The organism is Nonomuraea sp. NPDC004354 (assembly GCF_053602555.1).
On record NZ_JBSGDV010000011.1, the window covers coordinates 251,768 to 265,065 of the forward strand.

The 13,298-nt window shown below is 71.6% G+C and carries 14 protein-coding genes; 10 read left to right on the forward strand and 4 right to left on the reverse strand.

Annotated elements, in window-relative coordinates; translation table 11 throughout:
* Positions 1 to 90: 90 nt before the first annotated feature.
* The 4 genes from ACWENQ_RS28210 to ACWENQ_RS28225 all read left to right on the forward strand — a co-directional run bounded on the left by ACWENQ_RS28210 (position 91) and on the right by ACWENQ_RS28225 (position 5,639).
* Positions 91 to 1,533, forward strand: a complete 1,443-nt coding sequence (locus ACWENQ_RS28210) for a M43 family zinc metalloprotease (RefSeq protein WP_452416941.1) — start codon at positions 91 to 93, stop codon at positions 1,531 to 1,533.
* Positions 1,534 to 1,668: 135 nt separating this feature from the next.
* Entirely contained in the window at positions 1,669 to 2,952 is a 1,284-nt protein-coding gene (locus ACWENQ_RS28215; RefSeq protein WP_449926544.1) for an MFS transporter, read from the forward strand.
* A gap of 73 nt (positions 2,953 to 3,025) precedes the next feature.
* A complete protein-coding gene (locus tag ACWENQ_RS28220) occupies positions 3,026 to 3,772 on the forward strand; it encodes a hypothetical protein (protein WP_452416943.1) in 747 nt (248 codons plus the stop codon).
* Between the two features lie 115 nt (positions 3,773 to 3,887).
* The gene (locus ACWENQ_RS28225) at positions 3,888 to 5,639 is read left to right on the forward strand and encodes a DEAD/DEAH box helicase (protein ID WP_354917369.1); all 1,752 of its coding nucleotides are present in this window, start codon (positions 3,888 to 3,890) and stop codon (positions 5,637 to 5,639) included.
* Positions 5,640 to 5,762: 123 nt separating this feature from the next.
* On the opposite strand, the gene ACWENQ_RS28230 is transcribed toward ACWENQ_RS28225, so the two are convergent.
* The 3 genes from ACWENQ_RS28230 to ACWENQ_RS28240 all read right to left on the reverse strand — a co-directional run bounded on the left by ACWENQ_RS28230 (position 5,763) and on the right by ACWENQ_RS28240 (position 8,337).
* The gene (locus tag ACWENQ_RS28230) at positions 5,763 to 6,287 is read right to left on the reverse strand and encodes a hypothetical protein (RefSeq protein ID WP_452416944.1); all 525 of its coding nucleotides are present in this window, start codon (positions 6,285 to 6,287) and stop codon (positions 5,763 to 5,765) included.
* A 122-nt stretch (positions 6,288 to 6,409) separates the two neighbouring features.
* Complete coding sequence (locus ACWENQ_RS28235) at positions 6,410 to 6,979, reverse strand: nicotinamidase (protein ID WP_354917376.1); 570 nt, start codon at positions 6,977 to 6,979, stop codon at positions 6,410 to 6,412.
* A gap of 68 nt (positions 6,980 to 7,047) precedes the next feature.
* Positions 7,048 to 8,337 carry a nicotinate phosphoribosyltransferase gene (locus tag ACWENQ_RS28240; protein WP_452416946.1) on the reverse strand — a complete coding sequence of 430 codons (1,290 nt, stop codon included), beginning with the start codon at positions 8,335 to 8,337 and terminating at the stop codon, positions 7,048 to 7,050.
* A gap of 40 nt (positions 8,338 to 8,377) precedes the next feature.
* Between ACWENQ_RS28240 and clpS the strand changes: the two genes are divergently transcribed.
* From clpS to ACWENQ_RS28265, 5 genes are all read left to right on the forward strand, one after another.
* Positions 8,378 to 8,671: an ATP-dependent Clp protease adapter ClpS gene (gene clpS / locus ACWENQ_RS28245; RefSeq protein WP_354917382.1), complete on the forward strand. Its 294-nt coding sequence runs from the start codon at positions 8,378 to 8,380 to the stop codon at positions 8,669 to 8,671.
* Positions 8,672 to 8,681: 10 nt separating this feature from the next.
* Positions 8,682 to 9,206, forward strand: a complete 525-nt coding sequence (locus tag ACWENQ_RS28250; protein WP_449926531.1) for a DUF2017 domain-containing protein — start codon at positions 8,682 to 8,684, stop codon at positions 9,204 to 9,206.
* Between the two features lie 123 nt (positions 9,207 to 9,329).
* Positions 9,330 to 9,734, forward strand: a complete 405-nt coding sequence (locus ACWENQ_RS28255) for a M67 family metallopeptidase (RefSeq protein ID WP_354917387.1) — start codon at positions 9,330 to 9,332, stop codon at positions 9,732 to 9,734.
* A 196-nt stretch (positions 9,735 to 9,930) separates the two neighbouring features.
* Positions 9,931 to 10,209 (forward strand): MoaD/ThiS family protein, encoded by a 279-nt coding sequence (locus tag ACWENQ_RS28260; protein WP_449926527.1) that lies wholly within the window; start codon positions 9,931 to 9,933, stop codon positions 10,207 to 10,209.
* Positions 10,210 to 10,711: 502 nt separating this feature from the next.
* Positions 10,712 to 11,659: a PLP-dependent cysteine synthase family protein gene (locus tag ACWENQ_RS28265; protein WP_452416947.1), complete on the forward strand. Its 948-nt coding sequence runs from the start codon at positions 10,712 to 10,714 to the stop codon at positions 11,657 to 11,659.
* 127 nt (positions 11,660 to 11,786) lie between these two features.
* On the opposite strand, the gene ACWENQ_RS28270 is transcribed toward ACWENQ_RS28265, so the two are convergent.
* Complete coding sequence (locus ACWENQ_RS28270) at positions 11,787 to 12,314, reverse strand: GNAT family N-acetyltransferase (RefSeq protein ID WP_452416948.1); 528 nt, start codon at positions 12,312 to 12,314, stop codon at positions 11,787 to 11,789.
* A gap of 265 nt (positions 12,315 to 12,579) precedes the next feature.
* On the opposite strand from ACWENQ_RS28270, the gene ACWENQ_RS28275 reads away from it, so the two are divergent.
* Complete coding sequence (locus tag ACWENQ_RS28275; protein ID WP_449926518.1) at positions 12,580 to 13,260, forward strand: SDR family oxidoreductase; 681 nt, start codon at positions 12,580 to 12,582, stop codon at positions 13,258 to 13,260.
* Positions 13,261 to 13,298: the final 38 nt, after the last annotated feature.

A 13,298-nucleotide genomic window follows, 5' to 3' on the forward strand; every position in this document is an offset into this window, starting at 1 on the left:
GTGTCGATCACGGGTGATCGCCCCACGGTGCAGCTAAGGTCGCGATGTTGACCAGCTCATGCCGTATCGGGGGATTGCATGGCTCGGCGCGTGTCTGCCGCTGCTCTGATGTGCCTGCTCGCTGTCGGGCACGTCGCCGTACCACCCGCGGAAGCCTCCGCGACCACACCTGAGGGCTGCCGGCCCGCCATACAGGACGCCCACGGGCATGCCGCGGGTGGCCGCGCCGAGCCCGACCACCACGAACCCGTCGATGACGTGCTCGCCGACCTTCAGGAGCGGCTGCGCGGGCGGTCGGCGGGCCCGGCGGCCTCGGTCACCGTGCCGCTGTGGGTGCACGTGCTGACCGACGGCAACCTGCGGCCCACCGACGAGGCGGTCGCCAGCCAGGTGGCCATCATCAACGCGGCCTACGCGGGCTCGTACGGCGGCGCCGACACCGGCATACGCTTCCGTCTCGACGGCGTGACCATCACGAACCGGCCGCAGTGGTTCGCCAACCCGCTGGCCAACGACACGGCGATCAAGACGGAGCTCCGGCGGGGCGGGTCCGACACGCTCAACCTGTACATCGGCCAGCTCACCCCCCTGATGCTCGGCTACTCGACCTATCCGTTCTGGTACCAGACCATGCCGCGCACCGACGGCGTCGTGGTCGACTGGCGCAGCCTGCCGGGCGGCTCGCTGGCCAACTTCAACGGCGGGCGCACCGCCGTCCACGAGATCGGGCACTGGCTCGGGCTGTTCCACACCTTCGAGAACGGCTGCACGGGGACCGGCGACGGAGTGGACGACACGCCGCCGCAGGCGCAGCCGACCGCGGGCTGCCCCGAGGGCAAGGACACCTGCGCCCAGCCGGGTCTCGACCCGATCCACAACTACATGGATTACAGCTACGACGGGTGCATGACGGAGTTCACCCAGGGACAGGCGGTCCGCATGCACGAGATGTGGGCGGCCTACCGGGCGCTGCGGTCGGAGGCGGCCTCGGCGGGCGCCCAGCTCGCCCCGGCGCAGGCCGGCTCCCAGACCATCACCCCGGCGCAGGCCGGCTCCCAGGCCGTCACCCCGGCCGGGACTGCCGCCCAGCCGGCCCCGGCTGCCACGGGCGCCCAGCAGCCTGCTCCGCCCGCAGTCGTGGGGCAGCAACCGGCGCCGGCCGCCGTGGGGCAGCAACCGGCCCCGGCCTCGGCGGGCTCCCCGCAGCCCGCCCCCGCTTCAGGGGGCCAGCAACCCGCACCGGCCGCCGCGGGATCCCAGGCGCCCGCTGCGGCTCCCTCGGGCCAGCAGCCCGCCCCTGCTTCCGCGGGCGCCCAACAGGGGGCTCCGGCTTCCGGGGGCGCCCAGCCCGGTGCCCAGCCCGGTACGGCGGCCGCGGGCGGCGCGCCTGCCGGCTCCCCGGCTCAGCCCGGCCCTGACTCCGAAGACTTCCCGATCGTGCCGGTCATGATGGACGTCCTGCCCGACGGGCCGATGGCGGGCAGGCCGGTGCGCATCAAGCCGAGGAAGGTCACCCCCGTCAGGGGCCGCTGAGGCGGCGACAAGGTGTGATTCCGGTGCAACTAGGATGTTGGGGTGACAGCACCGAAGAGTCTCGACACTCCATACGCACCTCCTCGTATCTTCGGTCCTGAGTACCGCACGGCGACCATCGGCATCCTGCTCTGCGTGACTCTCGTCGCCTTCGAGGGGATGTCCGTCGGCGTCGTGATGCCCGCGATCTCACGCGAGCTCGACGCCCTCGACCTGTACGGCATGAGCTTCTCCGCCTTCCTCATCGCGGGGCTGTTCGCCAACGTCGTGGCCGGGCTGTGGTCGGACCGCAAGGGCCACGCGCTGCCGTTCGTGGCCGGTGTCGCGCTCTTCGTCGTCGGCATGGCGCTGGCCGGCGCGGCGACCACCAAGGAGCTGTTCGTCCTGGCCAGGGTGGTGCAGGGGCTGGGTGGCGGCGCCGCCATCGTCGCCATCTACGTCATGATCGCCCGTGTCTACCCGCCGGAGGTCAGGCCCAGGGTCTTCGCGGGGCTCTCGGCCGCGTGGGTGGTGCCCGCGATGGTGGGCCCCGCGGTCGCGGGGCTGGTGGCAGACTCCGTCGGCTGGCGCTGGGTCTTCTACGGCATCTGCCCGCTGGTCGTGCCCGCGCTGGTCATGCTGCTGCCGGCGCTCAGGCAGAGCGTCCACGACGGCGCCGAGTCCGGCTCGGGCGCGGCGCTGCGGATCCTGTCGGCCGGGGCCACCGCGGCGGGCGCGGGAGTGCTGCTGTTCGGCGTCGACCAGATGCACAGGTCCGCCGTCATCGGCGCGCTGGCGACCCTGGGCGGCGCGGGCCTGCTGGCGTTCGGGCTGCCGAGGCTGCTGCCGCCTGGCGCGCTCAGGCTGGCCCGCGGACTGCCCACCACGATCATGCTGCGCGGCATGTACTCCGCGGCCTTCTTCGGCGTCAACTCCTTCATCCCGCTCGTCCTCACCCAGGTCCAGCACTTCGGCACCGCCCAGGCGGGCATCGCGCTCACCACGGGCGCTCTCGGCTGGTCGGCCGGCTCCTACCTGCAGAGCAAGCGCGCCTTCCCTCCGGAGAAGCTGCTGCGTACCGGCGCCGTGGCGGTCCTGCTCGGCGTGCTGGCCACGATGCTGACGGCGCTGCCCGCCTTCAGCGGCTGGATCGCCGTGCCCGCCTGGATCATGGCCGGCCTCGGCATGGGCATCTCCGTCACCACGGTCAGCGTGACCATGATGCGGCAGTCGCCGGAGGCCGAGCAGGGCAAGAACTCCGCGGCCCTGCAGGTCATGGACACCCTCGGCTCCGCGCTGGCCATCGGCGTCGGCGGCGCGCTGATCAACCTGATCGGCCACGCGCCCGCCGAGATCAGCACCGGCTTCGTGGTGATCGCGCTCCTCATGGGCGCCGTCGCGCTGACGGCCCTGACCGTCGCCCCCAGGATCAGGGCCTGAACTCATTTCCCCCTCGCGCCCCAGCGATCACGAATCCGCTGATGGCCGCGCGAAGGAGTGGTAAGACGGCGCCATGGACGACGATCGCCGGGTGTGGCCCCCCGGCTCCCGCGACCCGGAGCCGCCCTGGAACCCTCAGCTCAGGCGCACGGCGCGGCGATCGGACCCGGAGCCGCGGCCCGAGTCGCTGCCGCCGTCGGCCCGCCTGTACGGCGCCCCCGCCGCGCCGCGGAGGGCCGTCGGCCGGTGGCGTTCCAGGGTGGGGGCGGTGCTCGCGCTGGCGGTCGCGGGCGGGCTGGGGACCGGGCTCGTCGTGATGGCGCTGCGGCAGACCGTACCCGAACAGGCGCCGGCGGCGCGGCTGGTCGACGCGGCGGCCGGCGTCGCGATCCCGCTGCCCGAGGGGTGGCGGCAGGACCCCCTGCCGCCGGTGACGGGCTTCACGTCGGCCGCGCGCTCGGCGGGCGGGGCGCTGGTGATGGCGCGGCCCAGCGACCCGCCCGCCGCCGCCGGGTCGGCCCTGGCTCCCGCGGCGAAGGCGACCGCCGAGGCGGCCACGCTCTACGCGCGCCTGCTGCTGCACGGCGACACGGTGACCGTCGTCGATGACCGGCGCATCACCGTCGGCCCGTACGATGGGCACACGCGTTCGCTGCGCGCGGAGTACAAGGACGTGGTGAACCGACCGGCGTATCTTCGAGTGATGCTTCTCACGAAGCCGGGCAGCAGCGTGGTCGTCGTCGGCCTGCTACAACCCGACGAAACCGCCAGCAGGCACGCGCTCGACGCGGTGATGACGAGCGTGCGACAAACCCCCTAGCACGCAGAGGTGAGCTTGGCCAGGATCCCCTTAGCACGGCACGTCCTGTCGGTGCCCCCGATTACCCTTGGGTCACTGTGAGAGAGCGAAGCACACGAGTCCCAGAGGTGATGGCGTGAGTACGTTCGCGGCATCCCACCTGTCGCCCTCCTATCCCGACCGGGCCGCATGGGGCACGGCGACCAAGCTGCGCGCGTGGCAGCAGGAGGCCTTCGACCTCTATTTCAGACGCGAGCCACGGGACTTCATGACCGTGGCGACCCCGGGGGCGGGCAAGACGACCTACGCGCTGCGCATCGCCAGCGAACTGCTCGCGCAGAACGTGATCAGGGCGATCACCATCGTCACGCCGACCGAGCACCTGAAGCGTCAGTGGGCCGACGCCGCCGGGCGGGTCGGCATCGCGATCGACCCCGAGTTCAAGAACAGCCAGGGCACCACCTCCCGCGACTACACCGGTGTCGCGGTCACCTACGCCCAGGTCGCCATGCACCCCGCGCTCCACCGGGCCCGCACCGAGGCGCGCAAGACCCTCGTCATCTTCGACGAGGTCCACCACGCAGGTGACGCCAAGTCGTGGGGCGACGGCATCCGTGAGGCCTTCGAGCCCGCCACCCGGCGCCTGCACCTGACCGGCACGCCGTTCCGCTCCGACGACAGCCCGATCCCCTTCGTCGAGTACGCCGACGACGCCGAGGGCTTCAAGCGCAGCGTCTCCGACTACTCCTACGGCTACGGCCCTGCCCTCGCCGACGGCGTCGTCCGCCCCGTCATCTTCCTGGCCTACTCGGGCGAGATGAAGTGGCGCACCCGCGCGGGCGACGAGATCGCCGCCACGCTCGGCACCCCGCTGACCAAGGACCAGCTCTCCCAGGCCTGGCGGGCCGCCCTCGACCCGAAGGGCGACTGGATCCGGCAGGTCATGCAGGCCGCCGACCGCCGCCTGACCGAGGTACGGCGCGGCGTGCCCGACGCGGGCGGCCTGGTCATCGCCACCGACCATGAGGCGGCCCGCGCCTACGCCCGCCACCTGCGCAACATCACCGGCGAGGGCGCCACGGTCGTGCTCTCCGACGACCCAGGCGCGTCCAAGAAGATCAAGCAGTTCGCCGCCTCCCAGGACCGCTGGCTGGTCGCCGTCCGCATGGTCTCCGAGGGCGTCGACATCCCGCGCCTGTGCGTCGGCGTCTACGCCACCTCGACCTCCACCCCGCTGTTCTTCGCCCAGGCGGTCGGACGCTTCGTCCGGGCCCGCAAGCGCGGCGAGACCGCCTCGGTCTTCCTGCCCTCGGTGCCGACCCTCATGGGGCTGGCCAACGAGATGGAGGTCGAGCGCGACCACGTCCTCAACAAGCGCCCGCCGGAGGACGGCCTCGACGACAGCCTGCTCGACGACGCCAACCGCAGGAAGGACAGCCCCGACGTCCTCGGCGACGAGCTGCCGTTCGAGACGATGGAGACCTCGGCGACCTTCGACCGGGTGCTGTTCGACGGCGGCGAGTTCGGCACGGGCGCCGCGGTCGGCTCGGCCGAGGAGGAGGACTTCCTCGGCCTGCCGGGGCTGCTGGAGCCCGACCAGGTCGCCTCGCTGCTGCGCAAGCGCCAGGCCGACCAGCAGGCCGCCAAGCGGCGCGCGGCCAAGCCCGCCGAGCCGGAGCTGTCGCCCCACGAGCGGCTGGCCGAGCTGCGCAAGGAGCTCAACGGCCTGGTGGGTGCCTGGAACCACCGCACCGGGCAGCCCCACGGGGTGATCCACTCCGAGCTGCGCCGCTCGTGCGGCGGTCCGCCGATCGCGCAGGCGACGGGCGAGCAGGTGCAGGAGCGCATCGACAAGATCCGCCAGTGGGCGACGCAACGATCCCGCTGACCCGCTGACGACGAAGCGGCCACCAGGGTGCACCCGGTGGCCGCTTCGTCGTCGTGGCGCTGACGGCGAGGAGTCCGTGGCGCGGCCGTACGGACGCGCGGCGCGGAGCCTGCCGGGAGGGCGTCAGGGATCCGGCCGATCGGCGATGTCGCGTCCGGTGCGCCCGTCGACCGGCTGGTAGCGGGTGCGCTGCGGCACCTCGATGGCCATCCGCAGCCATGCCGTGTCGCCCGCGACGTGGACGGGGACGGTGCGCGCCCCCTTGGGCCGGCTGTCCCAGGGACCTTCGTGCACCCAGACCCGCAACTGGCCTCCCTTCGGGCGCAGGACGACCTTGGCGGTCTGGCACTCGTCGGGCCGCGCCGACCAGAACAGCTCCAGGCGCTGGTGGTCCCTGGCCAGCCGTGCCGTCTGCGGGACGGGCGCCCGCGCCGGGCACTGCGCCGCGATCGGCCGCGGGGGAGCGGGGACGTCGTGCGCGACGACGTCGGAAACCTCGTGGCCGGGGCTCAGCACCACCGTCGCCCCCTCCAGCGCGGCCAGCGTGAGCAGGGCGCCGATCCTGGCCGTGACGCGGCCGCGGAAGACGATCCATAGGCACAGCGGCGACAGCACGAGCCAGGCGAGGCCGAGAGCGATGGACAGCATGGGACGTCCTCTACGCGTCGGGTGAGCTTGCTAGCTCTCCGTAGTAGCGCGGCAGCGGAGAGTTCTCATCGCCTTGACTATCACATCATCGGGCGGTTGCGCGCTGTCTACCCGGCGTGGCGTCAGCTGACCATCGGGGCGCCGCTCAGCACGGCGCCCGCGTCCTTCAGCTGTCCCAGCGCCGCCTGCGTGGTGTTCCTGGACACGCCCGCCGTCAGGCCCAGCAGCACCCGCACCGCCAGCCCGTGCTCGACCGCGTCGAGCGCCGTGGCGCGCACGCAGTGGTCGGTGGCGATGCCGACGACGTCGACCGCGTGCACGCCGCGCTCGGCCAGCCACGTGGCCAGCGGGACACCCGACTCGGAGGCGCCCTCGAAACCGCTGTAGGCCGCCGCGCCCGCGCCCTTGCTGAAGACCTCCTCCACCTTCGAGGTGTCGAAGCTGGGGTGGAAGTCGGCGCCGCTCGTGCCCGCGACGCAGTGCGGGGGCCAGGTGGTGGCGTAGTTGGGCTCGTCCGCGAAGTGGACCCCGGGGTCGACGTGGTAGTCGCGCGTGGCCACCACGTGGTCGTAACGATGCGCTGCGACGTGCTCGCTGATCGCCTTGGCGACTGCGGCGCCACCCTGCACCGGAAGGCTGCCGCCCTCGCAGAAGTCGTTCTGCACGTCCACGATGATCAATGCGGTGCTCACACTATCGAGCCTACTCACGACGTGCCGCTTCTGCCCGGGCGGCGGGGGCCTGTCCAGATCAGGGGGGCTCAGGCGAACTCGGTCGGGATCGCCGCGTACCCCCTGCCGAGGTGCAGCGCCTCCAGCGGCAGCCGCGCGACGGCCCCGCGGTGCCGGTCGCGCGCCGCGTCCAACGGCTCCCTGCCGACGATCTCGCCGTCGCGCACCAGCTGGTGCAACAGCGCGACGCCGTCCTCCGGTACCGAGCCGGAGGTGGTCACCAGCTCGGTCTCGTAGTGCCCGCGCTCGTCGAGCAGGCGGAAGGCATGCTTGCGCCCGCCGCGCGACGGCTTGCCGACCGACCGCTTGGCGACGGGCTCCAGCGTCCCCTCGGCCGTCTCCCTGGACACCATCTTGTAGACGAGCGCGGCCGTGGGCACGCCCGAGCCCGTCACGAGCGAAGTGCCCACGCCGTAGCCGTCGACGGGCGCCGCGGCGAGCGCCGCGATGGCGTACTCGTCGAGGTCGGAGGTGACCAGGATGCGGGTCTTGAAGGCGCCGAGCGCGTCGAGCTGCTCGCGCACCTCCTGCGCGGCCGCCGCCAGGTCGCCGGAGTCGATGCGGACCGCGCCGAGGTCGGTGCCCGCCAGCTCCACCGCCGTCCGCACGGCCTCGGCGACGTCATAGGTGTCGACCAGCAGCGTCGTGCCCTTGCCGAGCGAGGCGATCTGGGCCGCGAAGGCGGCCCGCTCGCTGTCGTGCAGCAGGGTGAAGGCGTGCGCGGCCGTGCCCCTGGTCGGGATGCCGTACTCGCGCCCCGCCATCAGGTTCGACGTCGAGGAGAACCCGGCGATGTAGGCCGCGCGCGCGGCGGCGACCGCGGCCCGCTCGTGCGTACGGCGGGAGCCCATCTCGATGAGAGGCCTGGTGCCCGCCGCGTTGGCCATGCGGGAGGCCGCGGAGGCGATCGCGCAGTCGTGGTTCAGGACGGACAGGATGAGCGTCTCGAGCACGACGGCCTCGGCGAAGGTGCCCTCCACGACCATGATCGGCGAGCCGGGGAAGTAGAGGTCGCCCTCGCGGTAGCCGTACACGCTCCCGGAAAATCGGTAATCGGCGAGAAACTCCAGAGTCGGCTCGTCCACGATGCCGTGCTCCCGGAGAAAGGTGAGTTCATCCTCACCGAAACGGAAGTGCTCGAGCTCATCCAGCACCCGGCCGGTGCCGGCGACCACCCCATACCGCCGTCCTCCGGGCAAATGGCGGGCGAACACTTCGAAGACCGCCCGCCGGCCCGCCGCCCCGCTCCGCAGGGCCGCCTGCAACATCGTCAGCTCATAGTGATCTGTAAGCAACGCAGTGCTCATGGTCATACTCACGAGTTCGAGACTACGGCCCAGATAGGGCAGACTCGGGGATGTGGGTAGCACCGCTCCAATCGCCGTCGAGCGTCCTTCAACGGACGTCCGGCCCGATCTGCCATGGGTCACGATCGTCTGGAACGACCCGGTCAACCTGATGTCCTATGTGACCTACGTGTTCCAGACCGTGTTCGGCTACTCCAAGACGAAGGCCGAGAAGCTCATGATGGACGTCCACCACAAGGGCAAGGCCGTCGTGTCGAGTGGCACGCGTGAAGAGATGGAACGCGATGTGCAGATTCTTCACTCCTACGGCCTGTGGGCGACACTCCAGTCGGACTCGCTCTCGTGAGGTGGTACGGGTGAGTTCGGGTTTCAGATCCCGCCACGGCGGCGGCGTCATCGCGCAGTTCGAGGCCGCCGAGGTCTCGATCCTGCGCTCGATGGTGACGCAGGTGCTCGGCCTGGTCACGCCCGGTCAGACCGGCGACGACCCGCTGGAGCGCGCGCTGGGCATCGGCGCGGCCGAGAAGCCCACCGATCCGGTGCTGGCCCGGCTGTTCCCCTCGGCGTACGCCGACGACGCCGCGGCGGGGGAGTTCCGCCGCTACACCGAGGCGACGTTGCGGGAGGGCAAGCGGGCCGACGCGCAGACCATGCTCGACACCGCCCGCCCCGGGCGCACGGAGCTCACGGCCGAGCAGGCGCAGGCGTGGCTGCGCTCCCTCAACGACCTACGGCTGGCGCTGGGCACGCGGCTGGAGGTGACGGAGGAGGTGCACGAGGAGATCGCCGCGATGTCGGAGGACGATCCCCGGTACCCGGCGTTCGTGACCTACGACTGGCTGACCTACCTCCAGGACACCCTCGTCCGCGCGCTCTGGTGACTCCCGTCCGCCTCCCGCCTTCCTGCTGACCCCGTCTCCCCTGTTTCCCGTCTGGCGGGACCGCGCGCCGGAGCGCCCCTCCGGGGTCGAGCGGCTCGTGACGGCCCGGGTAATCTCTGCAGCATGCTGACGATCTCGCAGGATCTTGTCGACAAGATCATTGCGCACGCCCGTGCCGATCACCCCGACGAGGCGTGCGGGGTGATCGCCGGTCGTGACGGCGTTCCTGAGCGGTTCGTCCCGATGGAGAACGCCGAGCGCTCACCCACCTTCTACCGCTTCGACTCGATCGAGCAGCTGAAGGTGTGGCGGGAGATGGACGACCGCGACGAGGAGCCCGTCGTGATCTACCACTCCCACACCTCCACCGAGGCCTATCCCTCGCGCACCGACGTGTCCTACGCCTCCGAGCCGAACGCGCACTACGTCCTCGTCTCGACCAGGGAGGAACTCGGCGACCAGCCCGAGCTCCGCTCGTACCGCATCGTCGACGGGGTGATCACCGAGGAAGAGGTGACCATCACGTGAGACGGCGAACCGTGGCGATCCGCGCCGTGGGTACACTGCTGTCCATGACGGTCCGGCCTGTGCAGAGCTTCCTCTTCGCGCACACTCCGTCCGTCGTCGTCTACGACTGTCGCTGACCGGCGGTTTCACGGAATCCCAGATCCCGCACCGGTGTTTGCCCGGTGGACGACGACTTGAACGAGGAGACTGACCCGCGATGGCCATCGAGGTTCGCATCCCGACCATCCTGCGCAACTACACCGACGGCGCCAAGGCCGTCGACGCCGAGGGCGCCACGCTCGACGAGCTGATCAGCAACCTGGAGGCCCGGCACCCGGGCATCAAGGAGCGCCTGGTCGACCAGGGCGCGCTGCGCCGTTTCGTGAACGTGTACCTGAACGACGAGGACGTCCGCTTCCTCGGCGGGCTCGAGACGCCCGTCTCGGACGGCGACACCGTGACCGTGCTCCCGGCCGTCGCGGGCGGCTCGCGCTAACGCTCCGCGCCAGCCCGGTCGCCTCTCGCTCGCGCCGAACGGTCTCGTCCGGCCTGGTCCGGGCCGAACCGGCTCCGTTCCTCCCGATCCGGGCCGGAGGGCTCCGCCCGGCCGACCCGGTGGAACGACCGGTAGGCACACCTGACGGAACGGCGCACCCTGCTGAGGCCCGTTCCCTCCGGGGGAAGCGCTCGGGCGGCGGCCGGGTCAGGCCGTCAGGCCGTGCCGCCCACTCCCGGAGCCGGCACGCCGATCAGTCTCCCGAGCCGGCCCGGCCACCGAGCCGTCCGACCCCGTCAGATCGGTGCCGCCGGCCACCGAGCCTTCCGGCCACGTCAGATCGGTGCGGGCCGGCCGTCCGATCCTGGTTGGTCGGCGCGGTCCGTGCGGTCCCGGACGACGGCCGGGTCGCCGCCCGGCGGGCGGACGTCAGAAGCCTCGTGGCACGATTCGTCATGTCACATCCAGATCCCTGTGAACGCCGAAGCGGAAGCTGTACACCATGCGCTTTGACTCCCTGATCGACTCGGTCGGTCGCACGCCGCTCGTGGGCCTGCCCAGGCTCTCGCCTTCCGACGACGTCCGGATCTGGGCCAAGCTGGAGGATCGCAACCCCACGGGCTCGATCAAGGACCGTCCCGCCCTGTGGATGATCGAGCAGGCGGAGAAGGACGGCCTGCTCACCCCCGGCTGCACGATCCTGGAGCCCACCAGCGGCAACACCGGCATCTCGCTGGCCATGTCGGCCAAGCTGAAGGGCTACAGGCTGATCTGCGTCATGCCCGAGAACACCTCCGAGGAGCGCCGCCAGCTCCTCCGGATGTGGGGAGCGGAGATCATCTCCTCACCCGCGGCGGGCGGCTCCAACGAGGCGGTCAGGAGAGCCAAGCAGCTCGCTGCCGAGAACCCCTCGTGGATCATGCTCTACCAGTACGGCAACCCGGCCAACTGGCGCTCCCACTACGAGTCGACGGGCCCCGAGATCCTCGAGGACCTGCCCACCGTGACGCACTTCGTCGCGGGACTCGGCACCACGGGCACGCTCATGGGCGTCGGCCGCTACCTGCGCGAGCACGTGCCCGGCATCCAGATCGTGGCCGCCGAGCCGCGCTACGGCGAGCTCGTGTACGGCCTGCGCAACGTCGACGAGGGCTTCATCCCCGAGCTGTACGACGAGTCGGTGCTCACCACGCGGTTCTCCGTCGGCTCCGGTGACGCGCTGCGCCGTACCAGGGAACTGCTGGCCTCGGAGGGCATCTTCGCCGGGGTCTCGACCGGCGCGGCCCTGCACGCGGCGCTGGGGATGGCGGCCAAGGCGGTCAAGGCGGGGACGCGGGCCGACATCGTGTTCGTGGTGGCCGACGGCGGGTGGAAGTACCTGTCGACCGGTGCCTACGAGGGAACCCTCGACGAGGCGGAGAGCAGGCTCGAAGGCCAGCTCTGGGCCTGATCCCGGCCAGGGGGCTCGGCCCTGGCCGCGGTGCCCTCACAGCACCGGGTCACTCCGCCAAGCCCCGCTGGGCTCGGCGGTGGCGAGGGGGCAGGACAGCTCCGTACTGGTCGCAGACCCTGGGTGTCTAGCGCAGCTCGGACTCCAGCAGTCCCATCATGAGGAAGTCGTGACGCCTGCCCCTGCTGCGGAAGGCCTGCCTGCGCCTGCCCTCCTCGACGAAGCCCACCTTCTTGTACACGTGGACGGCGGCGGCGTTGTCGGCGACGACCCAGAGCATGATGCGGTGCAGGCCGATCTCCTCGAAGGCGTACCGGCAGATCACCCGCAGCGCGTCGGTGGCGTGGCCGCCGCCCCAGTGGTCGCGGTCGCCGATCGCGATGCTCTGCAGGGTGGCCTCGCCGTGCACGAAGTCGGTGTCGCCGAGCGCCAGGTACCCGATCAGCTTCTGCTCGGCGAGCGTCTCGATGCCCAGCAACATCTCCTCGAAGGTGTTGCGCGGCCGGTTCTCGCCCTTCTCCTCGCTCTGCGCGAGCGAGATGGGCGGCGAGCCGTCCATCCAGCGGCCGACCTCCGGGTCGTGGTACCAGCGCCACATGAGTTCGCTGTCGGCAGGCTCCAGGGCTCGCAGGCGTACGCGCTCTCCGGTCAGCATGGGGATGTGTCTCCCTCCCTAGGGGTTCGGCGGCCACACACCTATCGAGCCGGTCGGCCGGCGCGCAACGCATTTTCCGGGACACCGGTCGTGAGAGGACGCGCGCCCGCCGGGCGGAGACGTCGCGACCACGGCACCCGGCGCCGCTCGGTGCCGGTGCGTCACCGCAGGTCGGGGGACGTCGGGCAGGGCGTGCCGGTACGGTCCCCGGCCGGCGTCGCCTCTTCTTCGCAGATGTAGCATCGGCAGGAGTGGAGGCGATGTCGTGATCGCACTGGTGACCGGCGGGAATCGCGGGATCGGGCTGGAGGTCGGCAGGCAGCTCGCCGACCTGGGGCACACCGTCCTGCTCACCGCCCGTTCCCTGCAGGCGGCCACCGCCGCGGCGAGCCGGTTGGGGCCCGCGGCGCATCCGCTGCGGCTCGACGTCACCTCGCAGGAGGACACCGAGCGGGTGGCGGCTGAGATCGCCGACCGGTTCGGCCGCCTGGACGCGCTCATCAACAACGCCGCCATCACCTACGACACGTGGCAGCGAGCCGTCGACGCCGACCTGGACGTCGTCAGGGAGGCGGCCGAGACCAACCTGTACGGCCCGTGGCGGCTGGTCCAGGTCCTGCTGCCGCTGCTGCGCAAGAGCAGGCATCCCCGGATCGTGAACGTCTCCAGCGAGGCGGGGTCGCTGGCCGGCATGGGCGGCGGCACCCCCGCCTACACCGCCTCGAAGGTCGCGCTCAACGGCCTCACCAGGATGCTTGCCGGTGAGTTGCGGCCCGAGGGGATCCTGGTCAACGCGATCTGCCCGGGGTGGGTGGCCACCGACATGGGCGGGCCCGGTGGTCGTCCGGTCGTGGCGGGCGCGGCGGGCATCGTCTGGGCGGCCACGCTGCCCGACGACGGCCCGACGGGAGGCTTCTTCAGGGACGGCCGGCCGCTGCCCTGGTGACCGGGCGCCACGTGGGGCCGCCGCGGACGGATGGAACG